At 54.1% G+C, this 21,329-nt stretch carries 22 protein-coding genes; 19 read left to right on the top strand and 3 right to left on the bottom strand.

Features of this window, described 5'->3' with window-relative positions; all coding sequences use genetic code 11:
* The 9 genes from DPEP_RS12435 to DPEP_RS13815 all read left to right on the top strand — a co-directional run.
* Positions 1-2,832: hypothetical protein (locus DPEP_RS12435; protein WP_005662577.1), on the top strand; the 2,832-nt coding region annotated here is incomplete at its 5' end.
* Positions 2,802-3,860 carry a hypothetical protein gene (locus DPEP_RS12430; protein ID WP_156775135.1) on the top strand — a complete coding sequence of 353 codons (1,059 nt, stop codon included), beginning with the start codon at positions 2,802-2,804 and terminating at the stop codon, positions 3,858-3,860. The genes DPEP_RS12435 and DPEP_RS12430, both read left to right, overlap by 31 nt.
* Positions 3,861-3,872: 12 nt before the next feature.
* Complete coding sequence (locus tag DPEP_RS12425; protein WP_005662572.1) at positions 3,873-5,144, top strand: hypothetical protein; 1,272 nt, start codon at positions 3,873-3,875, stop codon at positions 5,142-5,144.
* Positions 5,145-5,226: 82 nt separating this feature from the next.
* Entirely contained in the window at positions 5,227-5,556 is a 330-nt protein-coding gene (locus DPEP_RS12420) for a hypothetical protein (RefSeq protein WP_156775051.1), read from the top strand.
* Positions 5,556-5,741, top strand: a complete 186-nt coding sequence (locus DPEP_RS12415) for a hypothetical protein (RefSeq protein WP_005659029.1) — start codon at positions 5,556-5,558, stop codon at positions 5,739-5,741. The genes DPEP_RS12420 and DPEP_RS12415 overlap by 1 nt, the downstream gene beginning before the upstream one ends.
* Before the next feature lie 73 nt (positions 5,742-5,814).
* On the top strand, positions 5,815-6,267 hold the full coding sequence (locus DPEP_RS12410; RefSeq protein ID WP_005659027.1) for a hypothetical protein: 453 nt from the start codon (positions 5,815-5,817) through the stop codon (positions 6,265-6,267).
* Positions 6,264-6,812: a glycoside hydrolase family 108 protein gene (locus tag DPEP_RS12405; RefSeq protein ID WP_005662569.1), complete on the top strand. Its 549-nt coding sequence runs from the start codon at positions 6,264-6,266 to the stop codon at positions 6,810-6,812. The genes DPEP_RS12410 and DPEP_RS12405 overlap by 4 nt, the downstream gene beginning before the upstream one ends.
* Positions 6,813-6,822: 10 nt before the next feature.
* The gene (locus DPEP_RS12400) at positions 6,823-7,137 is read left to right on the top strand and encodes a phage holin family protein (RefSeq protein WP_005662567.1); all 315 of its coding nucleotides are present in this window, start codon (positions 6,823-6,825) and stop codon (positions 7,135-7,137) included.
* A gap of 105 nt (positions 7,138-7,242) precedes the next feature.
* A complete protein-coding gene (locus DPEP_RS13815; RefSeq protein WP_005662565.1) occupies positions 7,243-7,605 on the top strand; it encodes a phage integrase central domain-containing protein in 363 nt (120 codons plus the stop codon).
* Between the two features lie 31 nt (positions 7,606-7,636).
* On the opposite strand, the gene DPEP_RS12390 is transcribed toward DPEP_RS13815, so the two are convergent.
* Both DPEP_RS12390 and DPEP_RS12385 read right to left on the bottom strand, forming a co-directional pair.
* Entirely contained in the window at positions 7,637-9,061 is a 1,425-nt protein-coding gene (locus tag DPEP_RS12390) for an amidohydrolase (RefSeq protein ID WP_005662563.1), read from the bottom strand.
* Positions 9,048-10,460: a YfcC family protein gene (locus tag DPEP_RS12385; RefSeq protein ID WP_005662560.1), complete on the bottom strand. Its 1,413-nt coding sequence runs from the start codon at positions 10,458-10,460 to the stop codon at positions 9,048-9,050. The genes DPEP_RS12390 and DPEP_RS12385 overlap by 14 nt, the downstream gene beginning before the upstream one ends.
* A gap of 117 nt (positions 10,461-10,577) precedes the next feature.
* Here DPEP_RS12385 and DPEP_RS12380 point away from each other — a divergent pair, with 117 nt between their 5' ends.
* From DPEP_RS12380 to DPEP_RS12365, 4 genes are all read left to right on the top strand, one after another.
* Positions 10,578-11,669, top strand: coding sequence for a lysylphosphatidylglycerol synthase transmembrane domain-containing protein (locus DPEP_RS12380; protein WP_198003092.1), 1,092 nt, complete (start codon positions 10,578-10,580; stop codon positions 11,667-11,669).
* The gene (locus tag DPEP_RS12375; protein WP_005662555.1) at positions 11,662-13,869 is read left to right on the top strand and encodes a glycosyltransferase; all 2,208 of its coding nucleotides are present in this window, start codon (positions 11,662-11,664) and stop codon (positions 13,867-13,869) included. The genes DPEP_RS12380 and DPEP_RS12375 overlap by 8 nt, the downstream gene beginning before the upstream one ends.
* A gap of 80 nt (positions 13,870-13,949) precedes the next feature.
* Complete coding sequence (locus DPEP_RS12370; protein WP_005662553.1) at positions 13,950-14,912, top strand: calcium/sodium antiporter; 963 nt, start codon at positions 13,950-13,952, stop codon at positions 14,910-14,912.
* 64 nt (positions 14,913-14,976) lie between these two features.
* The gene (locus DPEP_RS12365) at positions 14,977-15,477 is read left to right on the top strand and encodes a pyridoxamine 5'-phosphate oxidase family protein (protein ID WP_005662551.1); all 501 of its coding nucleotides are present in this window, start codon (positions 14,977-14,979) and stop codon (positions 15,475-15,477) included.
* A gap of 119 nt (positions 15,478-15,596) precedes the next feature.
* Here the strand turns inward: DPEP_RS12365 and DPEP_RS12360 are convergent, their stop codons facing one another.
* A complete protein-coding gene (locus tag DPEP_RS12360; protein WP_005662549.1) occupies positions 15,597-16,877 on the bottom strand; it encodes an MFS transporter in 1,281 nt (426 codons plus the stop codon).
* A gap of 140 nt (positions 16,878-17,017) precedes the next feature.
* On the opposite strand from DPEP_RS12360, the gene DPEP_RS12355 reads away from it, so the two are divergent.
* From DPEP_RS12355 to DPEP_RS12330, 6 genes are all read left to right on the top strand, one after another.
* Complete coding sequence (locus DPEP_RS12355) at positions 17,018-17,674, top strand: helix-turn-helix transcriptional regulator (RefSeq protein ID WP_005662547.1); 657 nt, start codon at positions 17,018-17,020, stop codon at positions 17,672-17,674.
* A gap of 31 nt (positions 17,675-17,705) precedes the next feature.
* The gene (locus DPEP_RS12350; RefSeq protein ID WP_005662545.1) at positions 17,706-19,568 is read left to right on the top strand and encodes a thiamine pyrophosphate-dependent enzyme; all 1,863 of its coding nucleotides are present in this window, start codon (positions 17,706-17,708) and stop codon (positions 19,566-19,568) included.
* A complete protein-coding gene (locus DPEP_RS12345) occupies positions 19,568-20,116 on the top strand; it encodes a 2-oxoacid:acceptor oxidoreductase family protein (protein WP_005662544.1) in 549 nt (182 codons plus the stop codon). The genes DPEP_RS12350 and DPEP_RS12345 overlap by 1 nt, the downstream gene beginning before the upstream one ends.
* Before the next feature lie 122 nt (positions 20,117-20,238).
* Positions 20,239-20,421, top strand: coding sequence for a hypothetical protein (locus DPEP_RS12340; RefSeq protein ID WP_005662543.1), 183 nt, complete (start codon positions 20,239-20,241; stop codon positions 20,419-20,421).
* A 155-nt stretch (positions 20,422-20,576) separates the two neighbouring features.
* Positions 20,577-21,065, top strand: a complete 489-nt coding sequence (locus tag DPEP_RS12335; RefSeq protein WP_050771339.1) for a Na+/H+ antiporter subunit E — start codon at positions 20,577-20,579, stop codon at positions 21,063-21,065.
* 2 nt (positions 21,066-21,067) lie between these two features.
* Positions 21,068-21,328, top strand: coding sequence for a monovalent cation/H+ antiporter complex subunit F (locus DPEP_RS12330; protein ID WP_005662539.1), 261 nt, complete (start codon positions 21,068-21,070; stop codon positions 21,326-21,328).
* Position 21,329: the final 1 nt, after the last annotated feature.

Below are 21,329 nucleotides of genomic sequence, written 5' to 3'. Positions count from 1 at the left end.
GCGGTGAATGAAATGACGAAAGCGAGAGTCTACACGGGTCCGGTCGGGCGGTTGTCCGGCCACGTGCTTGGCAGGGTTCCCTTCGCCGTGCCGGAGACGGTTAAAATCCGTCTCCTCGATAGGGAGGCCGGGAAGCCGGACGAATCCGGAGAATTGATCGAGGTATCGGGGGACGGGCGGATCTGGCTTTTCGAGAGCGGTGTATATATATGGAATCGAGAAGAGGGGGTAGGCGAGGGCCTGTCCCCTCTTTTTTTATGCGACGAGGCGGTCCTGTCGGGGTACGACTGGGCTCTGGTCTCCGGCGGCCTGGTCGTGGACGGGGTTTTCGTCTCCGTGGAGATGCCCTGCCCGATGCCCGACGCCGGTAACTCCGGCTGGTGGGTGGACCGGTGCGACGATAGCGACACGGCTCCGTTCGTTCCTTCTCTCTCCTCTGTTGAGTCGGCTTTTTTCGGCCGGTGGTGCTATACGCCTTTGAGTTTTGCCTACAGATGGGAGCGGGAGGAGTACCGCAAACTTCGCGAGGCGGCAGACAAGGCCAAGGGTCTTGAAAGGGCGGCACTTGCCGCCAGGCTGATGGAAGTGGAGCGGTTCGAGATCGGAGACATCGCAGGGTCCTCCGGGGTCTACGGCATGACCTGGTACGACTGCGACCCCGCCGCGGAAACCGAGATGACAGAGCCTTCCTTCGGCGGGCTGTGGCTGGACGGTGGCGTCTTGTATGGGGCCGGGAGCAAGTCGGCCGGGAGGGCCCTGTTGGTGCCTACTTCCTTCGACTCCGACGGTACCTGTCTGGGGTTGTCGGTGGTCCATAGCGGAGAGCTCCAAGGGCAAGAACCGGGACAGGTTATCCCGGTACGAGGTGGAGCTGTCCATGTAGCGGCGGGAGAGGGGGACCCACGAGGTCGGCTGTTGTCGGTCCGTGGTCCTTATGCCCTCCACCTTTGGGGGGAGGAGACGAGGCTATACGAGATCGAGGAGGGCTTTCTATCTCCCCGATGGGGTTATCTGGCCCTCCCCGGGGTTCTTTCTCTGGACGGGAAAGTCTTTTTCTGGTGGCCGTACGGAGATATCCCTTCGAAACTGGGAGGGGCGGCAAGGACCATGGAGCGATGGTGTTTTCCCGGAGAAGCAGAGCCGGTCGATGCGGCGGGGCCTCTTCTGATTGCAGAGGCCTCCGGTGGGGCGGTTATCACGGATATGCGGACCATGCGACGGCACATAGTCCCGGAGGTGGGAGATATCCAGGTTTCTGAGGGACATGGTTTCGTCCGGTCCCATTCGGCTAACGAAAAGGTCTGCCTTGAAAGTAGTTCCCCGGTGGAGGCGGTAGGCGAGGGAGGAGAGCGTTTTTCCCAGGACGTGAAGCCGGAAGACCTCTGCATCCCCTGGCTGGGCAGGGCGGGGGATCCTCTGGAAATAGGCTGGTGGGATTTGCCGGATCTGGGAGTTCGGGGAAGCCCTCCGAACCTGGAAGGCTTGGGCGATAGCGACGGTTCAAACGACTTTCACGACGGAACACACAGGGACAACCGAAAGGGAATGTCGGTAACTTCCGACGGCCTGATCTATCTATCCGGAGACAACTACGAAGACGAGGCCCTCGATGTGATGGCATGGAAGTACGACGGTGGAGGCTGGGAGAAAAACCGGGTTTCATGGCCCTGTTCCGACAGACTGGTGGCCCCGTATGGACAGGGGAATTACCACGTTCACCACTTCCCCGGTGCGGACTGGAGTCTGTTCCACGCCCCGGTAGGAAGGATACGTTATCGGAAGTTACTGGAGACCACCGACTGGTCTTTCCTAATGCCTCTCGTCGGTCTCGGAGGAGGGTTCGCCCTGTACGGAGCCCTGATGGTTCAGGAGGCTTTCAACAAGTACCTGGAGGACTCCTTCGGGGACGCCATGCTGGTTTACACTCTGCCGAATCAACGGCTGTACGTTGGAGACCCTCTATTCCAAGAATGGGAAGAGGTGGACGCCGGACCTGGTTATTTCTGGACTTTCGCCGGATGGGCTACGGTCAGAGACGAGCCTATGGCTGTTTTTTCCAAGCTGAAAGAGGCCACCGGCAACGACCCCAAGCCGGAGGTCTGGGGGGTCTGTCGGAGCGGGGCGCGCCGGATCGACCCGGAGGAGGCGGGAGAGGTAGGAGAAAAGGCCGCCGGATTGGTCCCCTCCACCTACTGGGCTAGGTGGGGAACCTGGCCTGGGGGAAGCGGCGGGGTAAAGGAGGACATAGACTCCATTCTCGGGAATAAACCCTGTCTGTATCCTCTTCCGGAGCCGACGGGGAACCCCGAGGCGGCGCTGGCGGAGAACATGGTGGAGAGGATGGATCTGTGGAGAGAGAAAGCCCAGGACATAAACCGTCCGGCGGTGACCATGGGTCAGACCTACGATCATCAGATACTTTCTGCGGCGGCCATAGACCCCACCGTCCCGCTGGTCGATGCGAGGCTGGAGGTCGACGAGGAAGGGACCACCTGGGTGATGCTTCGACATTGGACGGGGGTCTGGCTGTCGGTCCGGTGCGAGACGAGCCCCTCTCCGTATGTCTTGGAGCAGGCGACCGATTGGGAACTGGTAAGCCTGGGGTCTCGTGAGGATGGGGCGATCGTGGCCCTGTTCGGCCATGGCAGATGCTCCCTGTCCATCGGGGATTACGACAAGGCTCTAGAGGTGTTCGGGTTCGGCGAATGGTGGACGAGGATGGCTCTCCATACCTGGTATGCCCGGTTTTTTCCGGTGGTGATACGGCAGTCGCCTGAGGAACTGGACCGGATGGCCCGGCTATGGAAAGAGGAAGAAAAAAGGGAGGAATAGATATGCCGATAATGCAGTTGAGAACGAGCGACGATGCGTATCCACTGAGCCGGTTGGACTTCGGGGCCATAGACACCGGGACGACCAGCGTACAGATAGGGTTTCGTCTATGGAACGACAGGCCGACTCAGGTGTCCGGCGAGTTGCTGGGGACCGCCGACGGAGCGAGGGTCAGTTTTGCCACCCAGTTCAAGCCGCTGGTGAACCATCCGGAGGCTCCAGTCGCGGTCAAGGTGGACGGCTCACCTGCGACGGGGGTCTCGGTGGACCACGAGAACGGTCTGATAGTTTTTTCGTCCCCTCCTGCCGACGGGAAGGTGGTCACCTGCGATTATGCCTACTCCGTAGGGTCCACCGACGCCAACGCCGTAATAGTGACCATGGAGCAGGTGGCTGGATTTGCCGGAGACGGGGTTACCAGATCCTTTCCCCTTCCGTCCAGATGTCTGACGCCACTGAAGTTGTTGGTGGGAGGGGTGGAGATACCGGAGGGAACAGGCTTCGAGATCCAAGACGACGGCGAGAGCCTGTACATAGCGGAGCCTCCGGAGGCCAACGAGTCCGTGCTGTTCTCCTACGTGGATCCCGTCTGTCAGGGAGGATATTACGAGACCAGGAGCTCCGGTCTTGATAATCCATATAGCCAGAACGACATGGCCGACGATGCGGAGACCGCTTTTTTCAAGCTGGGCGGGGCCTTCTCCGTGGAGAACCGTCTGGTTGGAACTGGAGACGGGAGTAAAAAGATATTCGACACCGGCACCCCTTTGATACGTGAAGTCTCGAAGGTGCTGGTAGGGGGGCAGGAGGTGACGGACTACGCCCTCAACAACGTAAAGGGGACGATTACCTTCGGGGCCGCTCCCGCCGTGGATTCGGAGGTCCGTATGGATTACTCCTACGAAAGGGGGCACGCCATAGGAAATATCCGACAGTGGAGCGGAAGACGGTGTTTCTTGAGGGTGTCTCTGCCTTACGATGCGCCGAACTCGGTACTGACGGCCCGGCTCAGGGTCATATCTCAATAGGGAGGTAATGTAATGGCGGTAAAAAGGATTGATACTCTGGGGTGTCACCCCCTGGTGCTAATGAAGAAATTGGCGGCCATAGGCGGGTTGGAGATACTCAAGGAGGAAAAACACGTCCACGACGGGGTGGAGTACCCCTACCACATCGTGGCGAAGGTGAAAGACGGGTTGTACGTGGAGGCGAAGGATCCTATATACGAGTTCGCAAGTACCCCCGAACTGTTACCTCGAAGAGTGTACCTTGGAGAGCTAGACGGAGATATCATGACATTGGAAGCGAGCTCTACGATGCTGGGGATCATAAGCCAGACGGATTTCATGGCCCCTGTGATAAACTCGCAGACGCCACTCCCCGAGGGTCCTTTGGGATTAAGTATCTTATTCTCGTATTTTGGCAAGGCGTCAAATACAACTTCGTATGAGCTCAACTGTGGAGCCTACATAAACATAGACAACGGCTACTTGTTTGGAGGCCCTCTGTCGCGTAATAAAGAGAAAGTGATGCGTATAGGAGGTAAAAACCCGATAAGTCGTCTTGGTCTGACGGACAAATCAAATAACAACTATGTGTCTGTTAATCTTTTTACTTCCGACACACTGGAATATCCTTATAACGGGACATCCGCCGTTGTCATGAGTGCCTTTCTTGAGAACATCCAGTGCAAGCCTTTCCGTCCAAGCTGGTATAAGTACCATGAAACTCCCCGCATCTATTTCGGGCAGACTAGCGAAGGGCTAGGCGCCCCGATCGTGATATCTGGGACCATTATGCGGATAGGGACGGGTTTTTTAGAAGATCAGCTGGTATCTCCCACTCCCTGGAGAATTTTGCCCATAACCTCTTCGGTAATCAGCAACGAAGGTGGCGTTTTTTTCTGCTATGACGAAGGAGAGGAACACTCCGGGGTGCTGGGGCTCGTCCTTGTGGACACTTCTAAAGGCAACGGCCTTGATGGGGCTTTCCCTGCTATCTTCGACACTGATCTTTGTTGTGCCTTTTCGCCGCCCAGCAAGGGGGAGCATCTGGTCGTTTTAGGTAGCGAATCCAACCCGGAGGGAACTATCACGATGCAACTTTTTGCTCCTTCGCCACCTATTTCTACGGATTCCGTCAGTGGCGGCCCCGTCGTAACGGATCTTTTCGCCTATACGTCCGAGGAGATAAGGGGGGCAGTCCCCGGGGTTTTAGCGACGCCGGAGGCTCTTTCCGTCGGGTCCGTGGGGTGGCTGGATGGCAAGAGATATCGGGTCCATCTTCCCGGACGCATGCTCCAGATAGGTTAGATCCATGCCTACATATAAAAACGAAAAGTCCTACCCGATATCTTTCGGGCGGCATTACTGGGTACCCGGCGAGGAAAAACGGGTGCCCTTTTTCATTCCCGCCGAGGAGATCGGGCTTACCGTCGTCTCCGACGATCCTAAGCCTCGCTCTCAGGTGTTGTATTCCGGAGAGGTGACCGTCCCGCCCGGTGAGACCGTGACATTGCCGGTCCCCTATTGCGGCAAGCTCTCTCTCCAGGCGGCCACCGAGGGGGACGACGTTGCGGAGATCCATCTGGGCGAAAGAGCCATAAGGCTGGATGGGAATTACGGGCTCGACCTCGATAGTCTGGACTGGGGACGGCTGGGGGAGATCTCCCTGTCTTCCTCGGCGGGGGCAACAGTGAATCTTCTCGTTATGGAGGTGTCTTGATGGGACGTTTCATCAAGCAGACGGACATAGATCTCTCCCCGGTGTTGTCGGGAATGGGTGGTTTGTCTTCGAAGATGGACCGGATATGGGATCAGATAAAGACGCCGGGAGCCCCTCCGAAGAGCAACGTCGTCATGGTGGGAGCTTTGAGGTTGGGTATGGAATTGGAGACGCCGGAGGCGTAGCGAACGGCATAAAGTTTCGGGGAAGCTCGGCGTGGGCTTCCCTTTTTTTGTTCCGAAAAGAGGAGGAATCCCGATGAGAGAGAACGTCGAAAAGATCAAGGAAGCCCTGAGCACTCTGGTGGCCGACGCTAGGTATCTGAAAGAGCGGATGAACGAGCTGTCCGAGTGGAACAGTCTCAAGAAGGCAAGGGAGAATCTGTCGAATGTGGTCGATTTTGTCGGGCGTATAGTCGTGTTCGCCGAGTTGGCCACCTCGCAGGTGAAGGACGAGATCTCGGGGCTTCAGTCAAAGGACAAGAGAGACGCCGTCGTGGAATACCTGGATGGCTTGATAGTCCTTCCATGGTTTCTGGAGCCCTTCGATGGCCCCATCATCCGAGGACTGGTGGACTATGCCGTGGACAAACTGAACGAGCGCCTCGGTCACGACTGGGGGCTGGACAGGATAGAGGAGCTGGCGATCCATGGCAGGGACATATTGGATATAGCGGGCCCTTTGCCCTGGGAGGGGAGGGGGACGAAGTGACGGACAGGTTCTCTGAAGTCCTCTCCGTGGTGTTGGGATTCGAGGGAGGATATGTGAACGATCCGGACGATAGGGGAGGACGGACCAATTACGGCATAACGGAAGGTACCCTTAGATCCGCCTACGAGAGAAAGATAGTCTCCCATAAGGACATACGATCTTTGTCGAAGGCCGACGCCGCCCTGATCTACTGGTCCGACTACTGGGAGCCCATAGAAGCCGACGGAATGCCGAACCCGCTGGACCTCGTCATGTTCGACTGTGCCGTGAACCACGGCGTGGGGGGAGCTGGACGGCTGCTGCAGAAGACCCTGAACTTCGTGGCTGATGCGGACCTTAGCGTCGACGGGGTCATAGGTCCTAACACCCTAAAAACCTTGAAAAAGGCTCTGGACGGCAATTCGCCCGAGGCCCTATCAATGAGTGTTCTTGCGATGCGGACCAGGTTTTATGTGAAGATCGTCGAGGGGGACTCCAGCCAACGAAAGTTTCTGTGGGGTTGGGTACGTCGAAGGGTGGCCGGGTTGATAGACGAGATAAAGTGAAGGAGGGACCATGCACGACTACGTTGAAGCCCTCAGAAAACTGGCGGGGATCATATTCCCCGCCGCACTCATGGCTATGGTGGGATCCTTCGTTCGATACGTGAGGCTCCACAGATCCGAGCCGTTCTCATGGGGCGAGTTTATAGGCGGAATGATAACGGCGGGATTCGCCGGGGTGGTCGTCCAGTGTTTCTGCTCTGGAATAGGACTCAATGCCTGGCTGACTTCCGCCGTCGTGGCCATGGCCGGATACAGTGCCGGACAGATTCTAGACTTCGGTCAGGAGCTTCTGCTAAAATGGCTGGAAAGGGAAACAAAGCGATAGGCGGAGGTACGTCGTCTAGTGTTTTGGAAAAGTAGCCGTTTAGGCATGTTTTTGTCTCCAAGGTGTCTCCAAACTACGTAACCTCTTGCAATTAGGGAGTATTCTGTGGTCCGCGCCTCCACCATTAGCCATTTCGTAGCCGTCGGGATCGTCGCAGATCCCGACGGCTACTGTATTTGTGGGTTGACCGTCTTTCGTCGGATAGAGGACCAGGGACACATTGAGACGGCTCACAGGGTATCTCAAATAGAGGGGCAAGTCCTGCGGTATGGAATAGCCACGGGACAGGCCAGACACGACATAACGGCCGATCTGAAAAGGGCGTTGATACCGCGGGTACTGTCCAGTATGTTTCTCTCTCGGAGCTCACAATTCCAGGGAAAAGGCTGCTTGGTGGCCGAGGACGTAGTGTCCCAGTTCGTGAGCTACGGTGAAGCGGTGGCGTTCATAGGAGGGGGGACTGAATAGTTACCCGGCCGTTTTTATAACCCGTCCGTCTTTATCTTATCTTCGGTCTAGCTCCGGGAATCAACGGGCTCTCGTAAGGCTCTCCCTCGGTATCCCTTTCGAAGGCGTCTTTTGCCTTTTTCAACAGAGACTCGTCCTTTAAAAGCTCCAAGGCGGTCAGGGCAAGCACTTGAGAGGCGAAGTTCATACCCTTCAATCCGATGGTGCTACCGAAGGATTCGTTGCTCTGCCAGGAGTGTAGAGAGGTCCCTATCGGCATGGTACAGGTCGTTATCTGAATGGTTGGTACGACGTGAGATACGTCTCCCACGTCGGTCGATCCCGCCATGGTTTTTCCCTTTGCCATGGGGCCTCCTCCTGGAAGATAGACATCGCTAAGCTCCCGGCCCAGAAAATCTGCGGTGGCCCCGTATTTTTTGAAAGCCTCTTTGACCGTTTTTTCCGGAAGGCTGGATTGCAACTTAGCCGCCTTCTCTCGATCGACCGCGTCGAATTTCGGTCCTCCAAGTTCCGACATTATCTTTGACGCGACCTTGTTCAACACTGGGTTGGGCAGGTAGTCGTAAAGTCCGTCGATCATATCGATCTCGAAGGTCGTATCGGTCATAAGAGCTGCTCCCTTGGCGCAGTTGACCACCCTTTCGAAAAGAGGCTCCACCTGGTCTCGCCTGGGAGCCCTGACGTAGTAGCATATAGTTGCCTCGGCTGGGACCACGTTGGGAGTCTTGCCGCCAGAGGTTATAACGCTGTGGATCCGTGCCTCCTGGATCATGTGTTCCCTCAGGTAGTTGACCCCTACGTCCATCAGTATGGCTCCGTCCAGGGCACTTCTGCCCGCCTCCGGAGACTTGGCCGCATGGGAGGTGACACCTTTGAAGACGAAGTTACAGGCGTTCAGGGCGAGAGTTCCCGCCTCCCATACGGCGTTTACGTCAGAGGGGTGCCAGGTCAGGGCGGCATCCAGCTCGGAGAAGCAGCCGTCTCTTGCCATATAGACCTTTCCGCCGTTGTTTTCCTCGGCGGGGCATCCATAGAAGACCACCGTTCCGGACAGATTCAGTTTTTCCATGTATTTCTTCAGGGCCATGGCAGCCCCTAGAGATGCGGCTCCGAGGAGGTTGTGTCCACATCCGTGCCCCGGGCCACCGTCTTCGGCTATTCCAGGCAGAGCGTCGTATTCTCCCAGAAATCCTATAAAGGGGGAGCCGGAGCCCCAGCTAGCCGAGATGGCTGTGTCCAGGTCGCCGATCCCCCTTTGGACCTGAAATCCCTCAAGGGAAAGAATTTCTTCGTATCTGTCGGCGGCGTATCTCTCCTCAAGGCCCAGCTCGGGATTTTTCCATAGGTCCAGGGCCAGCTTTTCCGGTTTCGGTGCGATCTCCTCCAATAGACGCAGAATATCCTTTCTCGATTCATCTGTCATCGTATCGATCCCTATGTGTTTAGAACGGGCCATAACCTATGGCTATAGCTCCCCAGAGGAACAGGATTTGAACGACGAAGAGCACTGCGTAGAGGGGAAGGAACCAACGGAGATAGCGGCTGAGTGGCACCTTAGCCAGGATGCAACCGATCAGAATGAAGCCTGTCGGCCAAAGCAGGTTGGAGAATCCGTCGCCGAACTGAAAGGCCAACACCGCTACCTGTCTTTTAACCTCCAACAGGTCGGCCAAGGGGGCCATTATAGGCATGGTAGTGGCCGCCTGTCCCGATCCGGATGGAACGAGGAAATTCATCATAGTCTGGAAAAGCAGCATTCCGACGGAGCTCAGATAGGCTGATCCCTGACCCAGAAGGTTCGCCATTCCGTTTATTATGGAGTCCACGATCTTACCTTCCGATAATACGACCAAGATTCCCCGTGCCACTCCTACCACCATCGCGGAGAGGACGCCTTTGCTCATCCCTTCAACGAAAAGCTCGGCGATGCGGCTGGGTGCCTTTCTGTCCGCTATGCCTACCAGAATACCCATGATGAGGAACAGCCCAGCCAGCTGGTTGATATACCAGTGAAGCTTAAGAAGTCCGAACCCTGCGATCAGTATGGTAATCAAAAAAAGCATTAGGACGGTTTTGTGGGTTTTTGTGAACTTAAGGTTCACCTTTTCTTCGTCGAATTCCAAGTCTTCGAAGTCCAGGTCGCTTACCACGCTCTTGGATGGGTCGTTTTTGATCTTTGCGGCATATCTGAGGGTCCATGCTATGGTTATGCTTCCCATAACCGCCAATATCAACAGCCTGTAGGCTAGTCCGGAGAAAAGGGGAAGTTCCGAAATGGTCTGCGCCACCCCGATGGTGAATGGGTTTACCGTAGCTGATGCGAATCCTATTCCGACTGAGACGAACGATACCGCCAATCCCACTATGGGGTCATATCCCAGAGCCAAGGCCAAGCTGGCGAAGATGGGGACGAAGGCTATCATCTCCTCGTAGGACAGGGTTCCGGTGGATCCCCATATCATGAATACGGCCATGAGAACTCCGAATGTGATGTTGGCCGAAGCTGGGTTGGACCTGGTCTTGCGGACCATCCAGGCTATGAAGGCGTCTATGGCCCCTGTCGACATCACGACATAAATGGAAGAAAATACGATAAATATGAAGAAGACTATCGATCCCGCCTGGGTCATGCCTTTCTGGACGGCTACGAACATCTGGAATGGATCGACCGGTGCCTGTTCGACCGAGTGGAAGCTGTCCGGTACTATTACGGTCCGATTGCTCTTCGGGTCCAACTGTCTGCTGAACTCTCCGGCTGGAACGAACCAGGTAGCCACCATGGCTGCTACCATTATGGATAGGAGTATGACGAATACGTGTGGAAATGAGGAGCGCTTTTTCTCCTGTGTGACCATAACAAAACCTCCTGTAGTTTATTTGTGTATCCAAAATAAAGTATTTTACAGTCTATCTCTTTAGCTGTATGAGGTCAAGTAGCCCTCCTGTGTGGAGTTCCATGGATCTGGTATGATGTGTCCGAAAATGAAGGGAGCGATGGTACGGTGGCCTCGAATCGTAAGGATTTTTCCGCCAATGTGATAGAGCAAATAGGGAAGCTTCGTCTTGTTTTATTCGCCTTGCTTTTCGTCTCTTTGAGCGTCCTTGCTCCGGTGTTTATCTCCAAAGGGCTGGGAGGCGATTTTCACGTGGGCTATGGATTTTTGTCTCTTCGTACCGTGGTCTGTTTGCTAGGGCTTTTGGTTGTCTATTTCTGTTGCGACGGACTGAGGCTCTTCTATGTTCTCCGGTCGATGGGATATAGGATCCCTTTAGTGGGATTGGCCAAACTGGTATTTGTAAACATATTTTTCTCGAATATAACCCCTATGGCAACCGGTGGAGGCTTTGCCCAGATATGGTATCTCCGGAGGTTCGGTGTCCCTCTCGGAACTGCGACGGCGGCTACTACCTTGAGGACCTTCCTAGCCACTGTCTGTATATTCGGGGTCTCTCCTTTTTTGTTACTCTTTTTACATCCCTTTTCGACCTCTTTGGGAGGGGGGATTCTGTCCTTGGGCTTCGCATTTTTAGGGATCGTCTATCTGTTTCTGTTCTGTCTGGCCCTGCTTAAGAGGAACTGGATGATCTTTGTCCTCCATAGGGGGCTTAACCTGCTTTGCCGAACCAAGGTGATCGACAGAGCCAGGGCAGTTTCCTGGAGATCCAAAGCGGTAAAGGAGATCGTGCGTTTTTCTAGGGATATCAGACGCTGTAGCAGAGGAGGTGCCGATATCCTTCTGTCCGTGGTATGTACGGCCGTTTTTCTGATGGCCCTCTTCTCCTTTCCCTTTTTTCTTCTTCGGGGGACCGGTTATCCCGTGCCCTATCTTCTTTCCGTAGGGCTCTTGATCTTGACGACTTTTATAATGTACTTCTCGCCTACCCCCGGTGGAGCTGGTTTTGCCGAGGGACTATTCGGCCTTTTTTTTCTGTCGTCGATCCCTTCCTCCGAGTTGGTCTCGGTGATAGTTATCTGGCGTTTTCTGACCATATATCTGGGAATGGGAATAGGCTTTCTCTTTACGTTGACCGATTTATTCGGTCGGAGACGTTGCGGTGCGTAGGTCCAGAGAACTTAAGATCCTCTTCTACGTCAACTTAATGGTCGTGATCTTCTTGGTTGGGTATAAGTTGTACCTCAATTTTGTGGAGGAGGATTACGGAGCGGTTCATGCCGTTCAGATGGAAAGAATAGAGAGGCGTTTAAAGGGGAGGTCCAGTTTCTCCTTTACCGTCGTTGGGAACGTAAAGAACTCGATCGGGATTTTCGAGAAAAAAATCGTTCCCCTCCTGAACTCGAGCAAGACGGATTTCGTGGTCTCCGCCGGAAACGCGGTTAGCGGTGGAGGGGAGGACAAGTACAGGGCTCTTCACAGTACCATGGAGAAGCTGGACATACCCTATATGCTCACCTTTGGGGAGGACGAGGAGAGTGCTTTCGGAGGTGGTCGGTTTTACGAACACTACGGTCCGTACCTGTTCACCTTCGTGGCAGGAGGCAGCAGGTTCGTTTTTCTGGATGGGACCGGGAAGACCTCGTGGGATTGGCAGTTTAGATGGTTTGAGGATCTGATGGCCGGATCCTCGGAGGAGCATGTCTTCGTTTTCGTGGGACGACCTCCTATTCCGGTAAATACAGTAGGGCTTGTAGGGGTTTCGAGCAAATCCTTTTTGGATCAGGACGTGGGGCAAAAACTGGTCTCGATGTTCTCCCGTTTCGGTGTCGATGTCGTTTTTTCGGCCAATCTGCCCTTTTTCGACGAGACCTTCTGCGACGGGGTCAAGTACATAATAACCGGAGGCTCGGGCGGTTTGCTCTTGAACGATGATCTTAGCTTCTACCATTATGTGCAGGTGAGGGTGGATGAGGACGGTATCTCGATAGAGCCGGTAAGGCTGGATATCGGACAACATCCGTTCTTTCGGACTTTGGAGAGTCTTTGGTTTTTCGTCCATTCGCTTTTCTACGTCGGGTACGTTAACTTTCTTTTGATGGTATGTATGTGTGCCGCTGTGGCGATATGGCTTTATTCGGTGGTATTCGTCGAGAAAAATTACTACCCCGATTTCGATAGTCCCTCCGATCCGATGTTGAATAGACCTATAGGGGTTGCCATGTTCACCAATACCTTCTTCCCTTTCATCGGCGGAGTTCCCGTGTCGGTGGACAGGCTGAGACGGGCTTTGAGCTCTCTGGGACACAGGGTGATCGTAGTGGCTCCCGGAGACGGAAAGGGCGAGGAAGGGGTTCTGGGTGTTCCTCCTATCCTCAGGGGTTTCAGGGTTTTCGGGGTGGCGGTCTCCAACATTTTTCTTCCCCGTATATACCGCTCAGTATCGGGTTTCAAGCCCGATATAATCCACGTTCATCATCCCTATTGGCTAGGCTCCGTCGGGTTGTTTATAGCCGGACGGATAGGTGTGCCGGTTGTCTATACCTACCACACCAGACTGGATCGTTTCGATCACGCTGTTCCCATCCCGGGGGCGTTGTTTCGTAATTTTCTCTCTCACGCCATGGTGCGGCATTTTTGCAATAAATGCGATGGAGTGGTGGTACCTACCGAATCTGCGGAGTATTACCTTCGTATGATAGGGGTTCGGCGGCCTCTTTTTGTGCTCCCCACCGGCATAGACAGGGAGCTTTTTTCCAGGGTGTGTCGAGTTCAGGTGGAAGAACTGAGGGATAAACTGGGTTTGGGAGAGGAAAAAATATTGATAACGGTCTCCAGGTTGAGCAAGGAGAAGAACATCCTTTTTATGCTGGAGGCCCTAGCGTCGCTTCGGGATAATTGCGATGTCTCTTTCAAATTTCTCATAGTGGGGGACGGCCCTGATAGAGAAGAGGTAGAAGCCGCTATCTCCGACCTTCGATTGGGCGATACGGTGATTCTGGTAGGAGCTGTGTCTCCTGAAAGTATTCCGGTTTACTATGGTTTGGGCGATCTGTTTGTCTTCGCTTCCTGTTCGGAGACCCAGGGTATGGTGGTGCTGGAGGCTTTGACCATGGGATTGCCGGTAGTGGCGGTCAGGTCAAGCGGAGTGGACGATTTCATCAGGGATGGAATCAACGGCTATAAAACCCTTCTGGATAGGGCTTCTTGGTCCGATAGAATTCGGACTTTGATAGAGGATCCCGACCTCAGCAAGAGGATATCGGAAAACGCCGAGGCGTTTTCCCGGAAATACGGTATGGAGGAGTTTGGAAGGTCGATGGAGAAGGTATACGCCAGGCTTTTGAATAAAAGAACAGCAAAAGACTAAGCTTTTCTGTTTTTGTGGTATCCTTACGACGATGTCTTCGAGATTTATCTGTCCTATCGAAAGGTGTGTTGTGTAAAATTATGGTCCTCTCGGTTTTTGCCGTCGTTTTTGGGCTGGCGCTCCTGATATGGAGCGCCGATCGTTTTGTAGAGGGGGCGGCCTCGTCTGCGAAGAAGTCCGGAATGTCTCCCATGTTGATAGGCATGGTGATAATGGGTTTCGGTACATCCGCTCCCGAGATGGTCGTTTCCGTGTTATCCGCTTTTCAGGGGAATCCTGGAATCGCTTTAGGCAACGCTTACGGCTCCAATATAGCCAACATAGCGGTTATCTTGGGAGTTACCGCGGTGATCTCTCCTATAGCAGTAAGTGGAGGAGTATTGCGGAAAGAGCTTCCGGTCTTATCTGTCGTGACGTTGTTGGCGGCCTTTCAGCTTTACGATGGCAGACTTTCCCGGCTAGACGGAATGGTCCTTCTCCTCTTATTTGCGGTTATCCTGACCTGGGGAGTTGTTAATGGTAGGGGACACAGTGTAAAATCAGGAAACGAGTCGTTATCTAAGGCTTCGGACAGATCTAACCGCAGGGATGCCTTCGATTTGCTTGTCGGTTTGATCGTTTTGGTCATCTCCTCCAAGCTTATGGTCTGGGGAGCTGTCGACCTCGCTCATCGTATGGGCGTCAGCGATCTTATTATCGGTCTTACCGTGGTGGCTCTGGGAACTTCCCTGCCCGAGCTGGCTTCTTCCATCATGGCATGTAGGAGAGGAGAGCACGAAATGGCTTTGGGGAACGTCTTGGGATCGAACCTTTTCAACACCTTGGCGGTGGTCGGTCTTGCCGGGGCGATCTGCCCTATGGATGTACCCCCTGAGGTTCTATCCAGAGACATGGCCGTTATGGGGGCTTTGACCCTTTCTCTTTTCGTAATATGTTACGGATTTAGAGGAAAGGGCAGGATAAACAGGTTCGAAGGGGCTGGCCTTCTCGCTGCATCCATGATGTACTCGGGGTGGCTGTTGTCGTCTTCTCTGGGTATGTGATTCTGTAGTTGTTTTTAGGGAGAGTTTGATATCTTTGTACGTTCGATAGAGGAGGGATCCTTTTATGCTGCATCGTCCTATGAGGCGGGAGGAGAGAGAGGTTAGGGATCAAGATCGTATAGATTCAATCTTGGATCGTGCTCAAGTCTGTCATCTGGCTCTTTTCGACGGAGAGTGGCCCTACGTGCTGCCGATAACCTTTGGATACGAGCCGGGTCATATGTATTTTCACTCTGCCAAGGAAGGCAAGAAGATCGATATAATAAAGAAAAATCCGAGGGCTTCCTTTTGCGTCGAGGTCGATGTCCTTCCAATTCCTGCGCCCAAAAAGAGGTCGGGGCTTGACCTTCCCTACCGGAGCGTGGTGGGGTTCGGGGAGGTATCGGTGATCCCCGACGACGAAGAGGATAGGAAAAGACACGCTCTATCCGTGTTGGCGGCACACTATTGTCGTCAAGGGGTGGATATCCCTCGTCCCAGAGCCCTTTTGGATAAGGTAGAGGTTTTAGAGATGAAAATAGTGCATATTACCGGGAAGGAAAAGGGTCCTTTCATAGAAAGATAAATAGACGGCAGATCGTGGCAAAACACGATCTGCCGTCTATTTTTGTATTCTTTGCTTCTATGAAGCTACAGGGCATCTCTAAAAACGCTATTTCTCGGACGTGAGTTTCTAGAGGAGTCCTAACGACCTTTAGATACGTTTCTACAGTTGGTTTCAGGGAAGACCAGCGAGCATATCAGCCCCAGGACGGTCGCTCCCAGACATACGCCAAGAGCGGCGGTGAATTTTTCCTGAGAGGCGAGATGTGACATGTTTTCCAGCATCATTCCCATCACGGTGGTTATGACGGCACTTCCCAGAAAAGCCCCGGTGTTGACCAGGGCTATGGCTACCCCGGTCGATTGGGGTCTGTTTATCTCCTTGACTATGGCCCAGGATATGACGTATGACGTGGCGAAGAATCCCACCATAAAGAAAAGGGGCCTTATTGCCCATATCGGCGGTTTGCCCTGCCACAGTACCACTATCGCCAACCAAGTCGCGGTCGCCAATATGTTCATCAAGATCAGTGGCAGCTTTCTCTTTCCTATCCTGTCCGAAATGGAACCGGCGGTTATCCCTCCGACGATCGTTCCATAAACGGCAAAGGAGACCATGGAGGAGGCCTGCTGTACCGTCATTCCGTATACGTCCTGTAAATAAGGGGTCCCCCAGGTTCCGGAAAGAGCCAGATAAACTCCGCTGTAACATCCGAAAAACACGAACACCGGCCATATGCGCCAGTCCGAAGCGGATTCCTTAAGTGTGGTCATAAGAGGAATCGGCACGACATCTTCTCCGATGTCGTTCGATTCGTCTATGGCGGGGAAGCCCTTCTCCTGTGGGGTGTTTCGTATCACGATCCAGCAAAGAGCGGCGATGCCGAAGGTAGCCACGCCTATGGTCACGAAAGAGGCTCTCCAGCTGAACAGACCTACCAGGATAGCCAATGGCGCCTGGGCTAGCACCCCTCCCAGGTTACCGACCAGAGAGGTCAGTCCTGACATCGTTCCGAACTCCCTTTCCCTGAACCACTGGGATTGGACCTTCAGGATCGAGACGAATACGGTGGACACTCCTATCCCGACCAAAAATCTTCCGATCAGCAGCAGACCGTAGCTGGACGCTGTGCCGAAGAGTACCGATCCGGTTCCCGCCAGCATCATTCCGATCGACACGGTTACCCTGGCTCCCAGGGAATCGGCCATGAGTCCCACCGGGATCTGCATGAGCATGTATGCGTAAAAATAGGCCGATGCCATGTTTCCGAAGGCTGCGGAAGAGAGGTCGAAGGCTTCCGTTACGTTCGCTCTGACAACTCCTGCGGCGAGACGGTGAAAAAACACCACCATATAAGCCAGTACCATGGCTCCCCATACGGCCCACCTGTATCTAAGGGCTTTCCTCATATCCCCTGTCATACTCTTACCCCCTGTGATCTCTTTTGTGCGCTCTAATTCCGATAAAGCATATCAAAGGATTGACGGAATATCAATTTTTTTGTATAAAGATGACATGTCACGTTTTTGATGTGACGTCAAAAGTGTGAGGGGGAGTCTCTGTGGAAAAGCTGCATCCGATATTGAGATCCATGCTGCCCATGGTAAAGGGGCTCGCCTTGGCTCTGGGCCCCGATTACGAGGTGGTTCTGCACGACGTCTCCGATCCGGATCACTCGGTCGTGGCCATAGAGAACGGCCATGTCACGGGCAGATCCGTAGGTTCGCCTCTGAGAGATTTCGCCCTCTATGTCCTGAAGTCCGCCGAGGAACAGGATCGGGACTACGTGGTCAACTATCTCACCCGATCGAAGGACGGCAAGCGGATACGTTCGAACACCTTTTATCTTAAGGATGATACCGGAGAGATCGTGGGATATATGTGCGTCAACTACGACATGACCAAGGCGGAGATGGTCAAGGGAATGGTCGATTTTTTGGTAGCGGTGGATCCCTCGGCGGCCTATTCCGAGTTCGACGTGGATGGTCCTCAGGGTAAGTTCGAGGATCTTCTGGAGCGTAACCTGAGGGTGCTCAGAGGAAAGGTCGGAAAACCTCTGCACCTATGCTCTAAACAGGAGTGTCTCGAGGCGGTTAAGGACCTGGACGAGGGGGGCTTTTTTCTTTTGAAGGGGGCGGTCGAGACCCTGGCTCAGGAGACCGGTAAGACGAAATACACGATTTATTCCTACATAAGAGAGGTCAGGAAAGAAGATTGACTCACGAATTGCCGAAGGGGGAAGTGACTTCATGTCAGAGAGAAGAATACTGCTTGGAAACGAGGCAATAGCCAGAGGGGTTGTGGAGTCGGGGTGTGCCGTCGCCACGGCCTACCCCGGAACTCCTTCGTCGGAGATATTGCCTGCCATAGCGGCATATTCCGACGAAATGGGGACCAATACCCAGGTGGAATGGGGGGCCAACGAGAAGGTTGCCCTAGAGATGGCCATAGGGGCCTGTTATGCCGGAAAGAGAAGCTGTGCCGTGATGAAACAGGTCGGGTTGAACGTGGCAGCAGATCCCTTCATGAGCGTGGCCCATCAGAAATTGGACGGAGGCCTGTTGGTCGTGGTGTCCGACGATCCGGGATGTCACGCATCCCAGGACGATCAGGACAGCAGATCCTACGCCTCGGCGGCCAAAATACCCTGTTTTGACCCTTCCGACGCAAGGGAGGCGAAGGCCATGGTTGCGGACGCATTCGATCTGGCCGATAGATACGGGATCATGGCCATGCTCAGACCCACGGTAAGGGTTGACCACTGTCGGCAGGACGTGGAGATTATAGAAAACGTGGTTTCCCAGAGGGACGCTGTTTTCGACCGTAAACCCGCCGGCAAGAGGATAGTCATGCCGGCGGTTATACACGGTTTTCTCGACGATCATTCCGCTCGTTTCGAGGCGATTCGTGGCGAATTCGGAGCGATGGATCGCTATAACTTCGAGGTGCCCTCTGAAGAGCCCGCCAATTTGGGTGTCATAGCCTGCGGCATATCCTACTCGGTTGTCAGGGATATACTCAATCGGCTGGGACGGAAGGACGTCTCCATACTGAAGATAGGTACTCCTGTACCTCTGCCTGTGAACCTGGTGGAGGATTTTGTCGACAGACACGACCGAGTTTTGGTTTTGGAGGAGACTCAACCGGTTGTCGAGGGACAGATCCCGAACAGGACCGCCGTCATGGGAAGGTGGAACGGTTGGGTTCCTAAGACCGGGGAGTTGGTCCCGGAGGTCGTGGAGTCGGTACTTCTCAGGGCGCTCGGGGTCAAGGAGGATCTTTCGGACCGCGAGGTTTTTAATAAAATAGAGGAGGAGCTTTCCCCGGAGAGGAGACGTCCCAGACTTTGCCCCGGATGCTCTCACCGTCCGGCTTATTTCTCGATAAGGAAGGTCTTCCCCGATGCGGTGGTAGCCAGCGATATAGGATGCTATGGTCTGGCCATAGCCCAGAACGCGGTGGATACCAACATCTGTATGGGAGGATCGGTCACTGCCGCGTCTGGCATATATCTGGCTTTCAAGGCCGACGGCAAGGGGACGGATCGCCCCATATTCGCCACCCTTGGTGACTCCACGTTCTTCCACAGTGGGATGACCGGTCTGGCTACGGCGGTTTACAACCGTCACGCCTTCGTTCTGGTCATACTGGACAATCGTATAACGGCCATGACCGGAGGACAGGATCATCCTGGAACGGGAGATAAAATGCGTTCCGGCGAGGAAGGGGTATCTGTCTCCATAGAGGAAGCGGTTAAGGGATGCGGCGTGAAATGGCTTTCCGTCTTGGATCCCTACGACATAGAAAAGAACAAAAAGACCATCGAAAAGGCCTGGGAACACGCTTCCTCCAACGGTGAGCCGGCGGTCATAGTATTCCGTCACCCCTGTATAACCATGCTCAAGGTCAAGCCCGAGTATCGTCCTGTGAAGGTAGATCCGTCTGTATGCATAGGATGCGGTATCTGTATAAGGGATTTCAACTGTCCCGGCCTGGTCTGGGACCAGGCAACCGGTAAGGCGATGGTGGACGATCGCTATTGCGTCAATTGCGGTGTATGCGTAGCTGTGTGTCCCAAGGGTGCGATAGTTCCGGAAGGAGGGGACAGATAATGCAGATAGTCATCGTTGGAGTCGGAGGACAGGGCATACTGTTTTCCAGCAAGGTGCTCGGAGAGATCGCCCTTAGGCGGGGCGAGAAGGTAATCGGCAGCGAGGTCCACGGCATGTCCCAAAGGGGAGGCTCGGTCATAAGCCATTTCAAGTCGGGGGACCATTTCGGACCTCTGGTGCAGAGCGGGGATGCCGACGTCCTCCTGGCCTTCGATACAGACGAGGCGATAGGAAACGTGTCCTTTCTTCGGTCGGGCGGAACCTTGATCGTGAACTGCGACGACCCAGCCAGATTCGAGACAGGGACAATGGGAGAATATCTTCGAGATAAGGACATAAAAGTCCTGTCGGTCGACGGATATGGAATCCTCAGAGAGAAGATGGGGGGGCGGTTTCTCTTCCTCAACGTGATGATCTTGGGGGCTTTGGTGGCGTCCGATTCCTCCGGTATCTCCATGGAAGACATGGCGTCGGCGGTGATGGATCTATCTCCCGAGAGGTTCAGGGACGATAACATAAAAGCTCTAAAATTGGGTTTTAAGAGGTAGGGGCACGATATTTCGTCCATTTTCCCGGTCTTCGGACCGGGATTTTTTTGCCTTATCCACTGGGAGGATGTTACTGTTCCATGTATAATGTCTACAGGGTTTTTTGTCGGAGGTGCGATTACATGGACGATATAAAGTGTCCTTCATGCGGAGGAATCAGGGTATTACCAATATACAGAGGTTATTTGACCTTCGATTTGGCCCGGGCTGTGGAGGAGAAAAGAGCCGTCTACGATGGACCTATCGTCTCGGACGAAGGTGGCGATTCCTGGCTCTGCCTGGACTGTATGAATAGATGGCGGTAGCTTTGATGGATCGAAGGGAGTGGTAGAGCGATCTCAAGGGGGGGCATGAAGTTTTGTGAAGTCTATAACATTTTTTACAATTTGTCGTCCGGGCTGTATAAAAAATACGGAAGGTCGACAGAATGCAAGACAAGTCTTTTGAGGGGGTGTTGTATGTGTTTGTGTTCGTCCTCTCTTTCCTCATGTACCTTTTGCTGGTCTGGTCTGGGGAAGGGATTCCTCCGGTTGAGATAGGTATCGGTCTGGTACTCGCTGCGGTGGTAGCCGTATCGGTCCGAAGCCGAAGCAACGCCAGGCATTTTGGTCTGGCTGGTCTCAATCCGGTTAGGTGGGCAGGTTTTCTCTACTTTCTTTTCGGCCCGTTTCTTTGGGCTCTCATCAAGGCGAACATCGACGTAGCTATCCGTATCGTGACGGGAAAGATCAACCCCGGCATAGTCGAGGTTGATACCGGGCTTCACGGCGAGATGGCCAAGACTCTTCTGGCCAACGCCATAACCCTTACACCCGGAACCCTAACGGTGGATGTCGAGGATGACAGCGGGGTTTTCTACGTTCATTGGATCAATGTGACCGACCCTCATCCCTCCGGTGAGGCGGTATACGGGTCCTTCGGAGAGTGGGCGAGAAAGGTGGCTCAGTGACCATGATCGGTTTTTTCGCGTTGGCTGCGGGGTTCCTGACCCTTCTGGTCCTTTTTATGGCCGGGAGGTTGATAATGGGACCTACCGGGGCAGATAGAGCGGTGGCCCTGGACGCCATGAATACCCTGGTCATAGGTATCATGATTCTTCTGGCGGCTCATTTCGAATCTGTAGTCATGGTGGACGTAGCTATAGTATATGCGGCTTTGTCCTTCGTGAGCACCATGTTTATCGCCCGTTATATAGAGGAGGGGAGAAAATAGC

The sequence above is a fragment of the Dethiosulfovibrio peptidovorans DSM 11002 genome (assembly GCF_000172975.1).
Lineage (GTDB): Bacteria > Synergistota > Synergistia > Synergistales > Dethiosulfovibrionaceae > Dethiosulfovibrio > Dethiosulfovibrio peptidovorans.
Note: the sequence above shows the minus strand (reverse complement) of the source record. Positions and strands in the feature narration are given on the sequence as shown.